Source organism: Microbacterium sp. HMH0099 (assembly GCF_049384025.1).
GTDB lineage: Bacteria > Actinomycetota > Actinomycetes > Actinomycetales > Microbacteriaceae > Microbacterium.
Window position 1 is genome coordinate 443607 of the sequence record NZ_JBMRJR010000002.1, and the last position, 16323, is coordinate 459929.

The 16323-nt window shown below is 65.8% G+C and carries 16 protein-coding genes; 5 read left to right on the plus strand and 11 right to left on the minus strand.

Annotated elements, in window-relative coordinates; genetic code table 11:
• The first annotated feature begins 296 nt into the window (after positions 1 to 296).
• Complete coding sequence (locus ACO03V_RS05835) at positions 297 to 1370, plus strand: Glu/Leu/Phe/Val dehydrogenase dimerization domain-containing protein (protein ID WP_423136937.1); 1074 nt, start codon at positions 297 to 299, stop codon at positions 1368 to 1370.
• Between the two features lie 87 nt (positions 1371 to 1457).
• Here the strand turns inward: ACO03V_RS05835 and ACO03V_RS05840 are convergent, their stop codons facing one another.
• Both ACO03V_RS05840 and ACO03V_RS05845 read right to left on the minus strand, forming a co-directional pair.
• A complete protein-coding gene (locus ACO03V_RS05840; RefSeq protein WP_367726270.1) occupies positions 1458 to 1799 on the minus strand; it encodes a histone-like nucleoid-structuring protein Lsr2 in 342 nt (113 codons plus the stop codon).
• A gap of 130 nt (positions 1800 to 1929) precedes the next feature.
• Complete coding sequence (locus tag ACO03V_RS05845; RefSeq protein WP_367726269.1) at positions 1930 to 2280, minus strand: histone-like nucleoid-structuring protein Lsr2; 351 nt, start codon at positions 2278 to 2280, stop codon at positions 1930 to 1932.
• Between the two features lie 141 nt (positions 2281 to 2421).
• Here ACO03V_RS05845 and ACO03V_RS05850 point away from each other — a divergent pair, with 141 nt between their 5' ends.
• Positions 2422 to 3909: an amino acid permease gene (locus tag ACO03V_RS05850; protein ID WP_423136938.1), complete on the plus strand. Its 1488-nt coding sequence runs from the start codon at positions 2422 to 2424 to the stop codon at positions 3907 to 3909.
• A 52-nt stretch (positions 3910 to 3961) separates the two neighbouring features.
• Here the strand turns inward: ACO03V_RS05850 and ACO03V_RS05855 are convergent, their stop codons facing one another.
• The gene (locus ACO03V_RS05855) at positions 3962 to 4387 is read right to left on the minus strand and encodes a hypothetical protein (RefSeq protein WP_367726267.1); all 426 of its coding nucleotides are present in this window, start codon (positions 4385 to 4387) and stop codon (positions 3962 to 3964) included.
• 315 nt (positions 4388 to 4702) lie between these two features.
• On the opposite strand from ACO03V_RS05855, the gene ACO03V_RS05860 reads away from it, so the two are divergent.
• Positions 4703 to 5032 carry a hypothetical protein gene (locus ACO03V_RS05860; protein ID WP_423136939.1) on the plus strand — a complete coding sequence of 110 codons (330 nt, stop codon included), beginning with the start codon at positions 4703 to 4705 and terminating at the stop codon, positions 5030 to 5032.
• A 117-nt stretch (positions 5033 to 5149) separates the two neighbouring features.
• Here the strand turns inward: ACO03V_RS05860 and ACO03V_RS05865 are convergent, their stop codons facing one another.
• Complete coding sequence (locus ACO03V_RS05865) at positions 5150 to 5812, minus strand: peroxiredoxin-like family protein (protein ID WP_367726265.1); 663 nt, start codon at positions 5810 to 5812, stop codon at positions 5150 to 5152.
• A 324-nt stretch (positions 5813 to 6136) separates the two neighbouring features.
• Here ACO03V_RS05865 and ACO03V_RS05870 point away from each other — a divergent pair, with 324 nt between their 5' ends.
• Positions 6137 to 7501, plus strand: coding sequence for an MFS transporter (locus ACO03V_RS05870; protein WP_423136940.1), 1365 nt, complete (start codon positions 6137 to 6139; stop codon positions 7499 to 7501).
• Between the two features lie 240 nt (positions 7502 to 7741).
• On the plus strand, positions 7742 to 8122 hold the full coding sequence (locus ACO03V_RS05875) for a helix-turn-helix domain-containing protein (RefSeq protein ID WP_423136941.1): 381 nt from the start codon (positions 7742 to 7744) through the stop codon (positions 8120 to 8122).
• Between the two features lie 220 nt (positions 8123 to 8342).
• Here the strand turns inward: ACO03V_RS05875 and ACO03V_RS05880 are convergent, their stop codons facing one another.
• From ACO03V_RS05880 to ACO03V_RS05910, 7 genes are all read right to left on the minus strand, one after another.
• Entirely contained in the window at positions 8343 to 9839 is a 1497-nt protein-coding gene (locus tag ACO03V_RS05880) for a hypothetical protein (protein ID WP_423136942.1), read from the minus strand.
• Positions 9840 to 9845: 6 nt separating this feature from the next.
• Positions 9846 to 10730: a hypothetical protein gene (locus ACO03V_RS05885; protein ID WP_423136943.1), complete on the minus strand. Its 885-nt coding sequence runs from the start codon at positions 10728 to 10730 to the stop codon at positions 9846 to 9848.
• A gap of 213 nt (positions 10731 to 10943) precedes the next feature.
• Entirely contained in the window at positions 10944 to 11354 is a 411-nt protein-coding gene (locus tag ACO03V_RS05890) for a hypothetical protein (RefSeq protein ID WP_423136944.1), read from the minus strand.
• A 138-nt stretch (positions 11355 to 11492) separates the two neighbouring features.
• A complete protein-coding gene (locus ACO03V_RS05895) occupies positions 11493 to 14105 on the minus strand; it encodes an AAA family ATPase (protein WP_423136945.1) in 2613 nt (870 codons plus the stop codon).
• On the minus strand, positions 14102 to 15262 hold the full coding sequence (locus ACO03V_RS05900; protein ID WP_423136946.1) for an AAA family ATPase: 1161 nt from the start codon (positions 15260 to 15262) through the stop codon (positions 14102 to 14104). Before ACO03V_RS05900 ends, ACO03V_RS05895 begins: the two co-directional genes overlap by 4 nt.
• Positions 15252 to 15989 carry a DUF6414 family protein gene (locus ACO03V_RS05905; RefSeq protein WP_423136947.1) on the minus strand — a complete coding sequence of 246 codons (738 nt, stop codon included), beginning with the start codon at positions 15987 to 15989 and terminating at the stop codon, positions 15252 to 15254. The genes ACO03V_RS05900 and ACO03V_RS05905 overlap by 11 nt, the downstream gene beginning before the upstream one ends.
• An 89-nt stretch (positions 15990 to 16078) precedes the next feature.
• Positions 16079 to 16168 (minus strand): hypothetical protein, encoded by a 90-nt coding sequence (locus ACO03V_RS05910; RefSeq protein WP_423137128.1) that lies wholly within the window; start codon positions 16166 to 16168, stop codon positions 16079 to 16081.
• Between the last annotated feature and the right edge of the window lie 155 nt (positions 16169 to 16323).

Sequence of the window (16323 nt, forward strand, 5' to 3'; positions counted from 1 at the left end):
GTCGTCGCGGGTGGATGCGAGGGGCCCCGGGGCGCCGCGGGTGCTGTGCACGGTCGTCGCGGGTGGATGCGAGTGGCCCCGGGGCGCCGCAGGTGGCCCCGGGGCCACTCGCGCGACCGAGACCGGACGGCGCTGCACGGCCGAGGCCGGTGCATCCGAGTGGCCCCGGGGCGCCGCAGGTGGCCCCGGGGCCACTCGCGCGCGCCGACGCGACGCGTCAGAATGGACGATGGATGCCGCAACGCCGCGGCACCGCCGCAGAGCCGCCCACAAGGCGGCCGAACACGAGGATCGCGATGACCAACGCCCTGCCCCTGCCCGATTTCTCCCACGAGCGCGTGGAGGTGATCACGGGACGACGCAGCGGTCTGTTCATCGCCGTCGCCCTCCACTCCTCGGTGCTCGGCTCCGCCCTCGGCGGCGCCCGTCTGTGGACCTATCCCACCTGGAGCGACGCCCTCGGCGACGCACTGCGGCTGTCTGCGGCGATGACGTTGAAGAACGCCGCCGCGGGGCTCGACGCGGGCGGCGGGAAGGCCGTCATCGGGCTGCCCCTCGGCACCGAGCTGGATGCCGACCGTCGTCGCGCCGCGTTCCTCGATCTCGGCGACGCCGTCGAGAGCCTCGGCGGCCTGTACCGGACGGCGGAGGACGTCGGCTCGACCACGGACGACATGCTTGTCGTCAGCGAGCGCACGGCGCACGTCGTCGGCCTCCCCGATGCCGTCGGCGGTTCGGGCGAGCCGGCCGGCCCCACGAGCCTCGGCGTCTACGCCTCGCTCGTCGCCACGCTCGAGCGCGTCACGGGCAGCGGCGACGTGGCGGGCCGCCGGATCACCATCGCCGGCCTGGGACAGGTCGGCAGCCGACTCGCCGAGCGTCTCACCGCCGAGCACGCCGCCCTGACCGTCACGGACGTGAACCCCGCCAAGCGCGCTCTCGCCGCTCAGCTGGGCGCGGCCTGGGTCGAGCCGGGCGAGGCGCACCTGGTCTCGGCCGACGTCTTCGTCCCGGCCGGCATCGGCGGGGTCCTCACCGACGAGGTCATCGACGCGCTGGACGCGCGCGCCGTCTGCGGACCGGCGAACAACCCGCTCGCCGACCGGTCGGGAGCCGACCGGCTGGCGGGTCGCGGCATCCTGTACGCGCCCGACTTCGTCGTGAACGCGGGCGGTGTCATCTACCTCGATCTCGTCGCGAAGCAGCTCGGCAGTCGTGACGAGATCATGGGGCGCGTGGCCGGGATCGGCGACACCGTGCGTCGTGTCTTCGACGAGGCGGAGAGCCGAGGAGTGACTCCGCTCGCCGCGGCCGAGAGTATCGCCGCCGAGCGCCTCAGCGTCGGCGCCGCGAACGCCGCGCTCGTCTGAGCCGGACGTCGACAGCGGCACCGCCCACGTCGACCGACGACGAAGCGCCCGGACGTTGTGGGGACGTTCGGGCGCTTCGCTGTGCGATCAGTTCGCGGCGTCGTAGGCCTCGAGGATGTTCGCGGGGATGCGGCCGCGCGAGTTCACCTGGTGGCCGTTCTCCTCGGCCCACGCGCGGACCGCGCCGAGGTCACGGGACGACCCTGCCGAGCGAGGACGACCCGGGCGGCGCGTCGAGCCCCCGGCGGATCCGACGGCGCGGCCGGCGGAGACGAAGGGCTCGAATGCGTCGCGGAGCTTCTTCGCATTCTCGTCGGAAAGGTCGATCTCGTAGGCGCGGCCCTCGAGGGAGAAATGAACCGTGGTCCCCTCATCGAGGACGGAACCATCGAGATCGTCGATGAGCTGGGTGATGTGCTTCTTGGCCATGTAACCAATGATAGGGATAAATGCACCCCTGAGAAGCACTCCCCCGCCGCAGGTATAGAATTCACCCGCTTTATCACCCGTCAGAACAGTCCAATTCGCGAAACAGTCCGAGGATTACGCAGCCGCGCGATCAGGAATTCGCGGCGGAATACGCCTCGATCACGGTCGCGGGCAGACGGCCGCGGTCATTCACGGTCATTCCCTGGGCGCGCGCCCATTCGCGCACGGCGCCGAGGTCGAGACCGCTGCTCCCTCGCGGCTCCCGCGTTCCGGAACGACCGGAAGGGGCGGCCGAGCGGGCGGGCCGTGCCGCATCGACGAAAGGCGTGAGAGCGCGGTAGAACTTGTCGGCATTCCGTCGTGAGAGGTCGATCTCGTAATCGCGCCCGTCGATGGAGAACGTCATCTGCGTCCCCTCGCCTTCGTCGAGGACCGTGCCGTCGAGGTCGTCCACCAGATGCGCGATGAGCTTGGTTGCCATAGTGCGCAAAACCCTACACCCGGCCTGCGTTCCTCCCCCGGCGCACCACCGTGCCGCTGCAGCGGTGTGCATCGACGGGCGGGCGGGACTATCCTCCCGGATGGCGTTCCTCCCGAACGCCGCTGACAAGGAGGGCGCCGCATGAGCCTTTTGCGGACCAAATCGGTGGAGCAGTCCATCGCCGACACGACCGATCCGGAGTTCCGGCTCAAGAAGTCCTTGAGCGCCCTCGACCTCACCGTGTTCGGTGTCGGCGTCGTCATCGGGGCCGGTATCTTCACGCTCACGGGCCGCGCCGCCCACGAGGTCGCCGGCCCCGCCGTCGTCATCAGCTTCATCGTCGCCGCGATCGCGTGCGGGCTGGCCGCGATGTGTTATGCCGAATTCGCCTCGACCGTGCCCGTCTCGGGGTCGGCGTACACATTCTCATACGCATCCCTCGGCGAGCTCTTCGCCTGGATCATCGGGTGGGATCTCATCCTCGAGATGTTCCTCGGGGCGAGTGTCGTCGCGCAGGGATGGAGCGCTTATCTGAGCGCGTTCTTCGAGCAGCTCGGAGTCGTTCTGCCGCAAGCGGTGAGCTCCGGCGGAGTCGTCGATCTTCCCGCGATCCTTCTCGTCCTCGTTCTCGGTGGTCTCATGACGATCGGCATCAAGGAATCCCTCCGCGTCAACATGGCGCTGGTCGCCGTGAAGCTCTTCATCGTCCTTTTCGTGATCGTTGCGGGCATCATGTTCGTGAATCCCGCGAATTACACGCCTTTCGTGCCGCCGTCCGCCCCGACGGAGACGGCATCCGACCTGACCCAGCCGCTGCTGCAGTTCCTGTCCGGCCTGGAGCCGGCGACGTTCGGCGTCGGCGGCATCCTCGCGGGGGCCGCGCTCGTGTTCTTCGCCTACATCGGGTTCGACGTCGTCGCGACGACGGCGGAGGAGACCAAGCGCCCCCAGCGCGACCTGCCGATCGGGATCATCGCGTCGCTGGTCATCTGCACGGTCCTCTACTGCGCCGTGGCCATCGTCGTGACGGGGATGGTCTCGTACCAGGACCTCGACCCGAGCGCCGCCCTCGCCAACGCCTTCGCCTTCCACGGGCAGACCTGGATGGCCACCATCATCGCGGCGGGTGCGGTCGCCGGTCTCACGACCGTCGTGCTGACCCTGATGATCGGTGCGACCCGCATCATCTTTGCGATGTCGCGCGACGGCCTGCTGCCGCAGGGCCTGGCGAAGGTCCACCCGCGCTTCCGGACGCCGTGGGTCATCTCGATCGTGGTCACCGCGATCGTCGCGGTGGTGGCGGGCGTCACCCCCGTCGGCATCCTGGAGGAGATGGTCAACATCGGGACGCTCTCCGCGTTCGTGCTCGTCTCGGTCGGTGTCATCGTGCTGCGCCGCAAGCGTCCCGACCTGCCGCGCGGCTTCCGCGTGCCGTTCAGCCCGGTCCTGCCGATCCTGTCCGCGGCGATCTGCACCTACCTGATGCTGAACCTGTCGGTGGAGACCTGGCTGCGGTTCCTCATCTGGCTGGCGCTCGGGTTCGCGATCTATTTCGCGTACTCCCGCTCGCACGCCCGCCTCGGCCGCGCCGGGGCAACGCCCCAGCCCGCCTCACCCCCGGAGAGCTGACGAACGACGGATGCCTCACCCTGCTCTCAGAGAGCGCAGGGCGAGGCATCCGTCATTCCCGGGCCGGCCCGAGGCGCCTTAACTGTTGATCGACGTGCACGAAGACGGTGTCGCCCGCCGCGAGGTCGACACCGGTCTCGAACGCCAGGGATTGCTCGAAGAAGTTCGCGGCACAGACCTCCGGCGTCGCCTGGTCGAGCTCGACCTCGACGGCCCCGTGAACGCCCGATAACGGGCGGAGCGTTCCGGACCAGGTGCACCCGGACGATGCGGGAGCGAGCACGTAGAGGGTGCCCCCGTCCGAGAACGCGGAGATCCCTTCCGTGTCGGGACCCGCGACGTTCAGGGCCACCGCCGACGGCGGCACGGTCGGCCCGGGGAGGGGCGCGGGTGCCGTGCACCCGACGAGAACGCAGACCAGCGCCGCCCCCGCGGAGAAGATCACCGTCCGACGTGTCATGAGACGCCATCGTGCCATCGACGCCTCCTTTGGACGGACCAAGGGTAGACGCGCGCTCCCGCCCGGCGTCAAACCAATTCACCCCGTCCCCGGAGACCGCGGTGGAGGGCAGCACGGGATTTCACCCGGTCCCTAGGTGGTGGATCGACCGGCCCCTAGGTACGTGGCTGGAAGCAAGGCAGCCCCCACAACGCAGCCCATCTGATCGAACGAGATTGGTTTTACGGAACCGGCACCGGATGGGGCATCGGCAGCTTCTCCGAAGGACTCGGCGCCGCGGGCGAGCCTTACGGCGACACCGCCGCCTACGTCAAAAGCGGTAGCGAGTACATGGTGCCCGGCGTGTTGACAGGTGACAACACGGGCATTGAGGAAGTCAACATAACAGCCTGCTATGGCGGCGGGCTCCCCTGCTACAACGATCTTGCGTTGACCCGGCAAACGACGGGGGTTCCTGCCGCCGGTCAGGGTGACAGTGGCGGACCAGTCATCTCCTCCGCCACGGACGAAGGTCGTTACGCCTTCGGAGTGATCAGCGGCATCAGAGATTACTCCAAGAGTTGCACCGGGGACGCCGATGGCCGCGAATGCAGCAAGTACGTCCTCTACGCGCCGATCAGCGAGTTCTTCAATGCTGGCTGGGGACTCAACTACTACAAGTAGATCGCAACCGTCCACCGCAGTTCAGTCGTGGTCACACCTCGGCAGGATCGACCCACATCAGCGACGCCCCGTCCTCCTGGCCCCACGGAGCCGGAGGACGGGGCGTCGTGGCGTCCGTCAGACGGCGAGGGCGTCCACCGCGCCGAGGATCTCCTCCGGCTCGGTGCGCGTGGTGTAGTCCACCTTGATGTCGACGAAGCGGACGACGCCCTGCTCGTCGACGACGAGGACGGTGGGGAACGGGATGGCGGCGGTGTCGTCGGCGTTGCTGTCGGCGACGTCGAAGCCGAGCTCGGTGTGGGCGCTGCGCGCCTCGGCGCTGGGCTCGGTCACGATGCCGAGGGACGACGCGAGGGCGTTGGCCGGGTCGGAGACGACGGCGAAGTCGAGCGAGCCGTTCTCGACGGCCTGCGCCGACCCCTCGGGGGTCTGCGGCGACACGGCGACGAGCTGGGCGCCGCGCTCCTGGAGCGCCGGGACGAGCTTCTCCTGGTAGGTGCGGAGGGTGATGTTGCAGTAGGGGCACCAGGCGCCGCGGTAGAAGACCACGACGCTCGTCTTGCCGGCGAGCACCTCGTGGAACGTCGTCGAGGCGCCCTCGGGGGTGAGGACGGCGGCATCCGGGACCTCATCGCCGACCGACACCACGTCGGCGGGGACGCCGGCGGCGCGCAGGTCGTTCTGCTCGCCGGAGAAGACGGCCGACAGGCGCGGCCCGATCTGCGCCTCGAAGCCGACGTTGAACTCGTCGACCTGCTCGGCGATGGACGAAGTGGACATGCGGGGGCCTCCTCGAGAGATGGGGACGGGGGTCGTCGCCGATGCGAGCGTACGGTCGCCGGGTGAACGCGGGGCCGTCGCAGTCATGGAACGTCATATGAGGATGCTCGGCGGGGCGCGCGCCCGGAGAAGTCAGGTGAAGCGGTCCCGCGAGCGGATGAAGGCGGAGGTGAATGCGCCTCGGGGCTGGCATGCATACATGCCAGGTGGCTCGTGGCATCCCGGGTCCGAAGCATGGCGGACCGTCTCCGGGCCCCTCGGCGGATCGGCCAGGCTGCCCTCGGGTCACCGCCGACCCTCCGAGTGAAAGCGAGAGCCATGTCGATGACGACACCCCTCCCCCGACCGAAGAACAACGCCCGCGTCGCCGCTGTGTCCGGCTTCGTCGGCAGCGCCCTGGAGTACTACGACTTCTTCATCTTCGCCTCGGCGGCGGCCTTGATCTTCCCGCGGCTGTTCTTCCCCGAGGGCGAGCCCGGCGTGAGCACGCTGCTGTCCTTCTCGACCGTGGGCGTCGCCTACGTCGCCCGGCCGTTCGGCGCGGTGCTGTGGGGCCACGTCGGCGACCGCTTCGGCCGCAAGCGGGCCCTGCTCGCCTGTCTCGGGATCATGGGCGTGGCGACCTTCCTCGTCGGGTGCCTGCCGACGTGGGAGTCGATCGGCGTCGCCGCGCCGATCCTCGTCGTGATGCTCCGGCTCGTCCAGGGCGCATCGGCCGGCGGCGAGTCGCCCGGGTCGAGCGCGCTCACGATGGAGCATGCTCCCGACGGCCGCCGCGCGTTCTACACCAGCTGGACGATGAGCGGCGTCATGTTCGGCATCGTCATCTCGAGCCTCGTGTTCATCCCGATCGCCTCGTTGCCGGAGGCCGACCTGTTGTCGTGGGGGTGGCGCGTCCCGTTCTGGGCCTCGGTCCTGGTCACCGCCCTGGCGATCGCGCTGCGCCGTCATCTCGAGGAGCCGGAGATCTTCGAGGAGACCCGCGAGACCGAGGACGTCGTCAAGATCCCGCTCTGGGAGCTCTTGCGGCACCACGGTCTCACCGTGGTCCGCGTCACCCTGATGACGCTCTTCACCGGCGTGAACACGATGGTCAACATGTTCGTCCTCGCCTACGGGACGACGGTCGTCGGCATCCCTCGCCAGGACCTGTTGACGATCATCACCGTCGCCAACCTCGTCGCCGTCGTGGTCGGCCCGCCGGCCGCCGCCCTCGCGGACCGCATCGGCCGCAAACCCGTGTTCCTCGCGGGGCTCGTCCTGCAGGCGGTGAGCGTGCCCGCGCTCCTCCGAGCGGTGGATGCCGCCGACCTGACCCTCGTGTGGGTGCTGAGCGTCTTCGTGATCGGGGTGGCCTACACCCTGTCGAACGCGCTCTACCCGGCCTACTTCCCCGAGCAGTTCCCCGCCCGCGTCCGGTTCACCGGCATGGCGGTGAGCCTGATGCTCGGCCTCGTGCTGGCGGGGTTCACTCCGGCCATCGCGCAGGGTCTCATCTCGGCGCCCGGACACGAGCGCGACTGGGGCACGGTCGCAGGGTTCACGATCGGCATCATCGTCGTCTCCGGCATCGCCGCCCTGTTCGCGCCGGAGACCGCTCGCGTCCCCACGGCGCGGCTGGGGCTGCGGGACACCGACCCGGCGGTCGCCCCGCCCGTGGCATCCCCGTCCGCGGTGCGGAAGGGCTGACGGCGGAGCCGGATGCGGCGGACGCTCCGCGCGCGCGCGGGCCGGGCTCCGGAGAATCGTCGCATTCCGCCGGTGCCCGCCGCGGTGATCGCGCGCCGGCCCGGGAACTCCGGAGCCCGGCACACGCGGCCTGCACGACGCGTGCCGTCGGGAAAGAGGAACGGCGCCCCTCCCGAAGGAGAGACGCCGTGCGATGTGGCCGTAAACGAAGCGCTTTCGAGTAATTCGCGGCCTCTAGCGGTGCTCCGCGAGGCACTGCGGCGGGGCGAGCTTGCCACGATACTGCGTCGACCTGTCCGCTACATTCCACCGGGAACGCGGCAGCTAAAGCAGGTCACCCCTGCTCTCCGAGAGCAACTCGTCACGGACTACAAGTCCGGTCTCGGCATCTACGAGCTCGCCCGGAAGTACGGGATCCATCGCTACACCGTCGCCCAGCACCTGACTACCGCTGGCGTCATCATGCGACGCACTATCACTGAAGCGGAGCGAGCGAAGGCTCGAGAGCTATACCTGGCTGGTGCGACGTATGCCGAGATTGCCCGTCAGTTGAAACGAGATCCGGCGACGGTGAAGAAGGTAATCCAGATCGCCAATCCCGGCCCCCACCCGCACGCATGAACTCAGGCAGCTCTGAGAACACATCGCCTCTCTTGGTCCGGCTATGAATGCAAGAGCGTGGCAGGGCGGTGTCCGTGCCTACGAGGCCGCAGCTACCTGACGGACCCCGGCTCAGCGGTTGAGACCATTTCAGACACCAGCGTCGGTCGCGAATCTCGCGTTCGCGGCGCAAGGAGCAACGCGCTTCCATGTCACATCGTGACCGTTCACTGCCGAGCATTCAGCGCAGACCGGCGCAGCAGAATTTGTGCTTGCGCCCGCTACCGCACCGGCATTGGCCGTACACACCGAGGCGTGCGCGCTGCTCCTCGTCAACGACAGGTTCCACAAGATTGCGCGGGTCGGCATCCCAGATCAGTTCCCCGGCGGTGACGACGTAACTCATGGACGGCGCGGCTGGTATGCCCCAGGGGCCCACTTTGGTCGTGTCGGGCTCCACCGGCTCCATTTTTTGGACACCGGCCACGCTGGCAGGGAGGTGTGCCACGTGGGTCAACTCCGTGTTCACAGAACGGTTATGGCGGACCAGGGATGACCAGATGCGGTGGGGGCCCTTCCGACGACGACGGACGGCGTCGTCGAGAAACGCGCCACCGACGTTGATTGCGGTCGCGGCACCGACGGTGCCTATGGTCAGGTCAGCTGCCAGCGCTGCAGCGATCCCCCATTTGTTCCCGGAGAGCGCGCCGCCGAGCCGACTGATGAAGCCGCCGGAGGCGGCCCTTTCCCCCCGCTGGATGAGCGGGCGCAGCAGAGCGTTCTCTTGGTCGCGGACGTAGGCGTCTGTCTCAGCACTGTCGCCGGTCGGAGTGTGTTGATAGACCTCGTGCAGCCTCGCCCGGAAATCCGCGAAGGCATCGTCGTCGTGAATATCACGGACCAGTCGCGGAGTGAGTCCATGGAACTCTGGTAGCCCGGAGCGGAGCACAGCTTCGACTACCCGCGTAGAGCTTCCAACGATGGGGCTGATGCCCTTTTCGCAGAGGAAACGCTCGTGCGCAAACGGGGCCGTGTAGGTGACGCCGTAAGCGCTGGCGAGAGCGTACTCGCGGGCAAAGTAGCGGATGCCATGTCCCATCGCGCGTCGGATCTGCTCACTTGGGTCGGGATCTGGCGCCATCGTAAAGTAGCCTCGCATGTTCCCATCGGTGGCAATCGCGCCAGCGGCGAAACGGTGCGCGTACTCGACGGGATTGATCGTGATGCGTTCTGTCACCCCGCGCCGGAGGGTGTCGATGGCGGCGCGTTCGCGGAAGAAGAAGCTCTCACTGGCGACGGGAACGACGATGCCTGCTTCGATCAACGGACGCATTGCCTCCAAACTGGGGAGAATGGTGTTGAGGTACGCCCGGGTGCGGTGCATCCGAGCTTCCATGTTGTCCTCGGGGTGGCAGTAACCTCTCCGCGCGCCCAGCATGTGTTCATTCCGGTATTGCTCCGTAGCGAACCAGTCGGCAATGGGATCGTTCACGAGAACCTGCCCGCTGTACAGCAGGCTCGACAAGATCATGTCGCCACCGAGGAGTGCGAAGTTTGCTGACGGCCATCCCCCGAGGTAAATCGGATGCGCGTTCGGATCCAGGGCCGGGGTGTGCGCGCTGGAGAACTCTCTGACACGCTCGCCGAACTCGTCGAGTTCCCTGCCGGGCACGGTCGCGAAATTCGTCTCACCTCGAACCGTGAGGAACGCGTCGATGACATCGAGCGATGACAGCACAGTCAGTCATCCCATCATCGCGAGAACCTGTGGGATCTGAGTGGCCAAGTGACCGCCAAGAGCGCCTGCGGCGGAGTCGCTGAGGACGTCCGCGATCCGGTTCAGTGCGCGCTTGGCTAAAGAGGGGTCGCTCCGTTCCACCCCACCTCGCGTTTGCTGGACTAGCGATGTGACCACTCCAGCGATTTCGTCAGGGAGAGCGACAGCTGCCTGCTCGACAACCCCGAGCAGCCGTGTGACCTCATCGGCCCATTGGGGCTGCACGTGTGCAGTCTGCGTGACGTGCGAGCTTGCAATCGACACGTTGGTGCTGCCGTTGATGTGCGTGGTGTGATGGACGTCGCCGCGGTCAATGTCGCGAACAGACCTTTCGTCCTCCACCAGCTGTCGCCCGGCGTTGGTTAGCTCCCATGAGCCCGCGCTGATGAGTTCCGCAGTACGGAGGCGTCTTGCGGCACCTTCCACCTCCGCGTCGGTGTAGGGGATCCCGAGGTAGCCCGCGCGGGTGTCAAGGTAGTCGCCTGTCTCCGGCGGGACACCGTTCAGCTCGGCGGAGATGTACGCCCACCGTAGAACGTCGTCGCGGACGGCGACGAGACGCCGCACCGGGTCTCGGCGCTGCCTTTCAAACTGCGCGGCCGCATCCTTGCCGAGCGGCCGAATGAATACGGCCGCGAGCCCGCCCATCGTAAACACGCCTTTGACGTAACCTTGCCGCTCAAGAAGGCGCACGTGATCCTCCAGCGCACCAGCAGTCACGCCGAGTCGATCGGGGAGCCGGTCCAGCAATGCTCGACCGCCGGCGTCACCGTTCGACGACTCGCCGGCGATTGCGGCGATCGTCGAGAGGATCTCTAGCCGCAGAATCATCTCTGGTTGCAGAACGTTCACACACTCACGGTATCTGCGGCCACCGACATTCGAGGCGGGAGACGGCCCGAAGGCGAGCGTTCCGGCAATTCCGGAGCCGCTGATGCGAAATCAGGTCGAGAATCACACGTTCGTCGACCTCGGGCCTGCTGCACTGATAGGCGACAGCGGTTGGTCAGGCCGCGAGGGCCAGGGTCTGCGGTGGAGGCATCGCCGAACCCGGACGATTCGTGCTCAGAGATCGCTGCCATGGTCTAGAGATGGCAATGCGTTGGCATTGAAGAGGTACCGGGCTGTCGACGAACAGGGCCGCGCCGCATGCCGCGCCTCCGTCCATCCGATCGAGGTCCAGAAACCAGCAGCCGTGACGGCCGCGACCGTGAACCATGGACCTTCGTAATGCTGGATCAGAGCGGCGACGGCCCATCGTCCGACACCTCGACCACGAAGCTGTTTACGCACCTCGAAAAACTCGATCTTGACGACTGTTGCGGGTAGATCAAGTCCCGTATATTCGTCGACATCTGTGGACTGTGGGTCAAGCTCCGCTCGTGCCAACTCGACGCCGTCGCGAGAAATTGAGAGGTACTCGCGGCCTCGAAGTGCCGCGCCGTCGCACCACCAGTCCGGATCGAAACCGGTCACGCAGCAGTCGAACGGCAACCGGCCACGGTCCGGGACGAGTCGGTGAACAACGAGATTTATCTGGCTCGCGTGTGAGAAGTTGGGCGGCACTGCGACACCCGACAGACGGAGCGGGTCTGAGCGGCGACCATGGGATCGTCAACCCTTGCCTTCGTTGACCTTCTTGAGCTGCTGGAGGTCGGCCCAGTGCAGTTCGAGGCCGGCGAGAGTAGGGCTTACCCCGAGCGTGACAAGCGGCTGGGAGTGGCCGTCAATGTATCGACAGGCCTCCTCGAAGATGTCGGTCACCTTCGGAATGATCTCGTTGAGCTTGTCTGTGTTGATGTTCGAAAGCCGCGTCATGCCGACGTTTGGCTGATATCGCTGAGTCACGCCCTGGAGGAGCTCAGTCTCGGTGAACACCTCGCACCACGACCGCAACGCTCCGTACCCCACACGAATGAGGGCGTCACGAGCTTCACCATCGACCTGTTTGGCGGCTTGGATCGTCTCATTGATCCTTGCGCGGATACCGCTGAGCGTGTCCCAGCGCGGCCCCGTCGCCTTCGTAATCTTGCCCTTGCCGCCCTCGTCTGTGATCTGGAAGTAGACGCAACGCTTTGACTTCTCGAAGAGGCCGAGCAGCGTCGTGGCGAACAGGATGTCGTGGGTAAAAACGATGACCTGGTTATCTTCGGCGAGCCGGGCGATGCGCTGAGCGACCTCGTTGATCCGACGGTGATCAAGGCTAGACACGGGGTCATCGAAGATCACGGGCGCGGTGATGCCCGCCAGTCTCGCCTCGGCCAGGAAGTCTGCCAGCGCGAGAACCTTTTGCTCCCCCTCAGACAACACCTTCGACGGCTTGTGCTTCCCGCTCATGACTTTGCGGCGCTGCGCCTTGCCCTCGCGTCCGACGAACTGGATCTTGAGGGGCGGCGTCCGCAGCGCGCCGCACTCCTCAAGGAAGAGCGCGTCGAAGCTCTGGTTGATGAGCTGGTCGCTCGCCGTCTTGGCCAGCTCGGTGACGGCGCGACCCAGCGACGCCAGCGGGCGCTTTAGCGTCTTGAGCCGGTCGGCCTCTTTAGCGTTATTGACCTGCGCCTCGATCAGAGGCCAAGACTTGCCCAACTCGACCGCAGCGGTAAGCTCCAGCAGTTCGGCCTGCTTCTCGGCGAGGGCTTGTGTCCGGTTCTGCTGCTGTGTTTCCAGCGTGGCAATGCTGGCCTCGACGGCCTCGAGCGCAGACTCGACGTCGCGCTTGGGAGTGGCGAGGGCGTCGGTGATATTAGTGCTAGCGGGTGTGCTGTCCACGGCGGAGGTGGCGAGTGCGCTTCGTGCGTGTTCGATCGCTTCGAGGTGCGCGAAGTAGGACGGCTTCTCGTCTCCGCCTCGGTATTGCTCGAGAGTGGCGAGGAGTTCGTTACCCGGGATGCCTGCGGCCTGACGCTTGTAGGCCGCCAACGTGGTGTCAGTGGCGTGGATGTCCGAGGAGATTTTATCTTCGAGATACGTCGAGTAGCGCGCGAGGAGGTCACGCGCGGGTTCCTGCAGGGGCTGGCGGCAGTACAGGCATCGCTGCGAGTCGTGCGCCCCGATAGCCACGAGGTGATCCCGGTACGTGTCCCCTGCCTCGATGAACGCGCCCCAAGTGTCGTCGGGATCTGCGGGAAGATCAGCGGCGGCGAAGAGTTCGCCGCGAAAGGTGTCGTAGTCGGTCGAGAGTTGCGCACGCCTCACCAGCGCAACGTTGTAGCCGGTCGCATCGAATGCGAGGAGCGCCTGGGCAGCGGCGGAGGCTTGGGTGAGAACTCGCTGCTCCGCCTTGAGCGCTGCGATCTGAGTGCCGATCGTGTTCGCGCGCAGGGCCGCCACCGCCTGGGTGAGAACATCGACCTGATTGTCGGCCCTCTCGCCTGCCTGAACGCGATCCTTGAGGGTGGTGAGATCGGTGGATGCGCCGAGTGTTTCGATCAGCGGGTAAACGCTCGACCCGCGTTGGAAGCGGGACAGGAGACCAGTACTTCCGGTGCCGAGTGCACTGGTGGCCGCGTCAATGTGAGCAGCGACCGCCTGGATCGCGGCGGTAACGTGATTGAACAGCGCGAGCGACGCTGGAGTGTACACATAGTCGAGGTCATCGTCGACGTGGGTGGTCACCGCGGGGCTGTCGAAGATCGATATGCGTGTGAAGGGTGGGACTCCGCGGTCCCCTGTCCAGTCCAACGTGTGAGTATCGTCGCCGAGCTTGTACTCGAGCTTTGCGGACTGGGCTTCGGCGAGTTCGGAGTCGATGTTGCCCAAGATTGTGTCTGCTGTGCGACTGTTCGCGAGAGCCTTCAGGATGCGGGAGTAGCCCGTCTTGCCGGTTCCGTTCTCTCCGTAGAGGATGGTCAGCCCCTCGTGTGGCTCGATGATGGCGCCGGGCACCAGTGCGTTGACGCCGTGAACCTCGGACAGACGCGTCACCATCAACGGAGGTGCCGACTCGTCCTGACGCGCCTCGACCTCGAGTTGCGCGACGACCGGGAGTTCACGCTTGTCGAGTGCTTTCTCCTGCCGGAACAGCTGGTACGCCTTCTCTATCGTGCCCGCACCAACCGCGCGTCCTGTGCCGATGACCTCCGCCACCAGAAGACGGACCCACTCGTCGTTGGTATTCGCCCAGTCGGCGAGGAGGGCCCGAGGATCGATGAACTCCATATCGTCCGACCCGGTGGTCTCCGCGGTGGCCGCCGGTTCAGGGTCCGGCAGTGTCACGTCGCTCGTCATGCTCGGTCCTTCGTGTTGGGCGTGTCGGTGGCGGGCACTTCGCTCAGGATTGCTCGAACGAGGACGAGGGAGATGACCTCTTCGACGAGTTTTCCGAGCTTGCGTACATTCCCGGATGTGTCGGCCAGGGGGTACAGGACCGACTTGAGTTCGGTGGGCGTGAGTCGAGCTTGCTCATCTAGTGAGAGCTGTCCGTAGCGATCGTCGACGAGCCGGTCGATGACCTGCTTGATCTCCGGTTTGGTGAGCGGCTTAAAGTACACGAGCGAGTCGAATCGGGAGTAGAGGGCATCCCCGAGGGCCTTTCGGATCTCATCCTCAGTGCCGTAGTTGGAGGTGCAGATTATGAGTGAGGGACCGATTCGAACGCTGTAGTTCTTGTCCTCGAAGACACCGCCGTCGAAGAGTTGATAGAAGGCGCTGTGGAAGACCGAATTTGCCTTGTCAAACTCGTCGATCAGGATCACGCCGGATTCTCGGTCGAGCAGGTCTCGCGCAAAGGACGATTCCGAATGGGTGCCACCGAAGAGATACGACGCGAACTTGTCGTTATGAAACATGGAGAACTGCTTGCGTAGGAGGGTGCCGCCGAGGAGGCCGTTAACGAAATGGGCGGTCTCGGTCTTCCCGACTCCCGAGGGCCCATAGAACATCAGCACTACAGGCTTGGTGCGCTTGAGTGTAGTCAGCGGGTAAAGCGCGGCCAAGAGCGATTCTTTGACCGCCGCCTGACCGACGAGATGGCTGGAGAAGCCGTCTCGGAACTGGACGAGTGTGTCGCGCGTCATCGCGGGATAGTCGTATCGCTCCACCGTGGTCGGAAGGGCCCGGGCGAGTTGAGCGTGCATGTTCGCCGGCGGGTTGTGCAGGAGTAGGTGGTTGGGATTGATGGAGCGAATGAGGCCAGCGAAGTTGGTGATGACGTGCTCGTTGAGACTGGCGTAGTCGCTGGACTCGGCCACGACACGCTTGGTCCTCCGTGCCGGGGCGTTGGGCGTGGACGATTCCTGTCCCTCCACGACGTGGGTATGGCGACGGTTCGCCTCATCACGCTCGTATACGATGTCGAGTAATCCCGAATGCTTCTTCTTCCCGAGCCGCTCCTTGAACCACGACAGTGGCCCGTAGTAGATGGTGACAGTGGTATCACCCGGCATGCTCGACCCCGGCGAGAATGACGTCGTAAACGTCCAGCTGTTCTTCGGCGTGTGTGTCGACGCCGTCCACGAGTTCAACCGCCGTCACGGTTGCCCCGTCCGCGCCGCCGGACATCTCTTCCTGCATTGTGAGCGCGGCCTCTGCCGTCTGCCCGACGAGGATGCCGTGGAACACGAGTCGCATGCGGCCCAGATCGGTGAGACCGTAGTTGTTTCGGAAGGCCCTGATATTGAAACGGAGCACGCGCTTGGAACCGTCGGGCGCTTCCCCCAGCAGTTCGTAGTAGCCCTTCGCCCCGGCAAGAACATCATCCATCCGCGCCAGATCAATGGGCAGGTCGTCCATCTTGAGCAACACCATGTATGGCGTGAACATCTTCATGAACGCCATTGAGTCCTTCGAAGCGGACACGCGAAGGTCCCGCAGCTGAACCACACGGGGGTCCTCATCGGCCTTCGCGAGGTAGTCCGTCAAGATCGTGTTGGACAGCGTCTTGCGAAGAATGCTCTGCCCGGCACTGGAAATGTCGACGCCACCGCCGACTTCCGCGGAGCCGCCCAGGAATGGCAGCCAACTGAACTTCGCCGCCAGCCGCGTCTCGACCTCACTGTGGAGGTTCGTGGTGCGATTCTTGACGTTCTCGCTCGTCGCGGCGGACTTCCCGCCCGCCGAGATATCCAGGTAGTCCGATGCGGACTCCTCGTCGAAGTAGACGACCTTGATCATGGTCGTCTTCTGTTGGGTGTCACTCGTTGCGGCCATCGCCTCGTCCTTGGTTTCCGAACCAGATATAGCCGCTCCGCACCGTGAACGTCTCAAACGATGGCCCAGTCCGGCGAGTACTCAGCCACGGGCGTGCACTCCTTGAAACTGCGCGGGAGCATTGCGAAGAGCTTGAACGAGATCCAGCGACGATGAGCGTGTTGACGAGGGCCGCGATCTCCTCGATATGTTCCTCCTCTTCACTGGTCAGCGGACGAGTCGATGAGCCTCCACGAGACGATGAGTGTGCTTTGCCGGGCTGGTCGTCGACGAGCGGCCAGGTTGTGCGCCCTCGCAG

Bases quoted from the DNA above. Each gene is read 5' to 3' on its own strand.
- ACO03V_RS05865 (WP_367726265.1), bottom strand. From the start codon at position 5,812: ATGTCCACTTCGTCCATCGCCGAGCAGGTCGACGAGTTCAACGTCGGC.
- ACO03V_RS05905 (WP_423136947.1), bottom strand. From the start codon at position 15,989: ATGATCAAGGTCGTCTACTTCGACGAGGAGTCCGCATCGGACTACCTG.
- ACO03V_RS05870 (WP_423136940.1), top strand. From the start codon at position 6,137: ATGACGACACCCCTCCCCCGACCGAAGAACAACGCCCGCGTCGCCGCT.
- ACO03V_RS05835 (WP_423136937.1), top strand. From the start codon at position 297: ATGACCAACGCCCTGCCCCTGCCCGATTTCTCCCACGAGCGCGTGGAG.
- ACO03V_RS05900 (WP_423136946.1), bottom strand. From the start codon at position 15,262: ATGCCGGGTGATACCACTGTCACCATCTACTACGGGCCACTGTCGTGG.
- ACO03V_RS05850 (WP_423136938.1), top strand. From the start codon at position 2,422: ATGAGCCTTTTGCGGACCAAATCGGTGGAGCAGTCCATCGCCGACACG.
- ACO03V_RS05840 (WP_367726270.1), bottom strand. From the start codon at position 1,799: ATGGCCAAGAAGCACATCACCCAGCTCATCGACGATCTCGATGGTTCC.
- ACO03V_RS05895 (WP_423136945.1), bottom strand. From the start codon at position 14,105: ATGACGAGCGACGTGACACTGCCGGACCCTGAACCGGCGGCCACCGCG.
- ACO03V_RS05845 (WP_367726269.1), bottom strand. From the start codon at position 2,280: ATGGCAACCAAGCTCATCGCGCATCTGGTGGACGACCTCGACGGCACG.
- ACO03V_RS05855 (WP_367726267.1), bottom strand. From the start codon at position 4,387: ATGGCACGATGGCGTCTCATGACACGTCGGACGGTGATCTTCTCCGCG.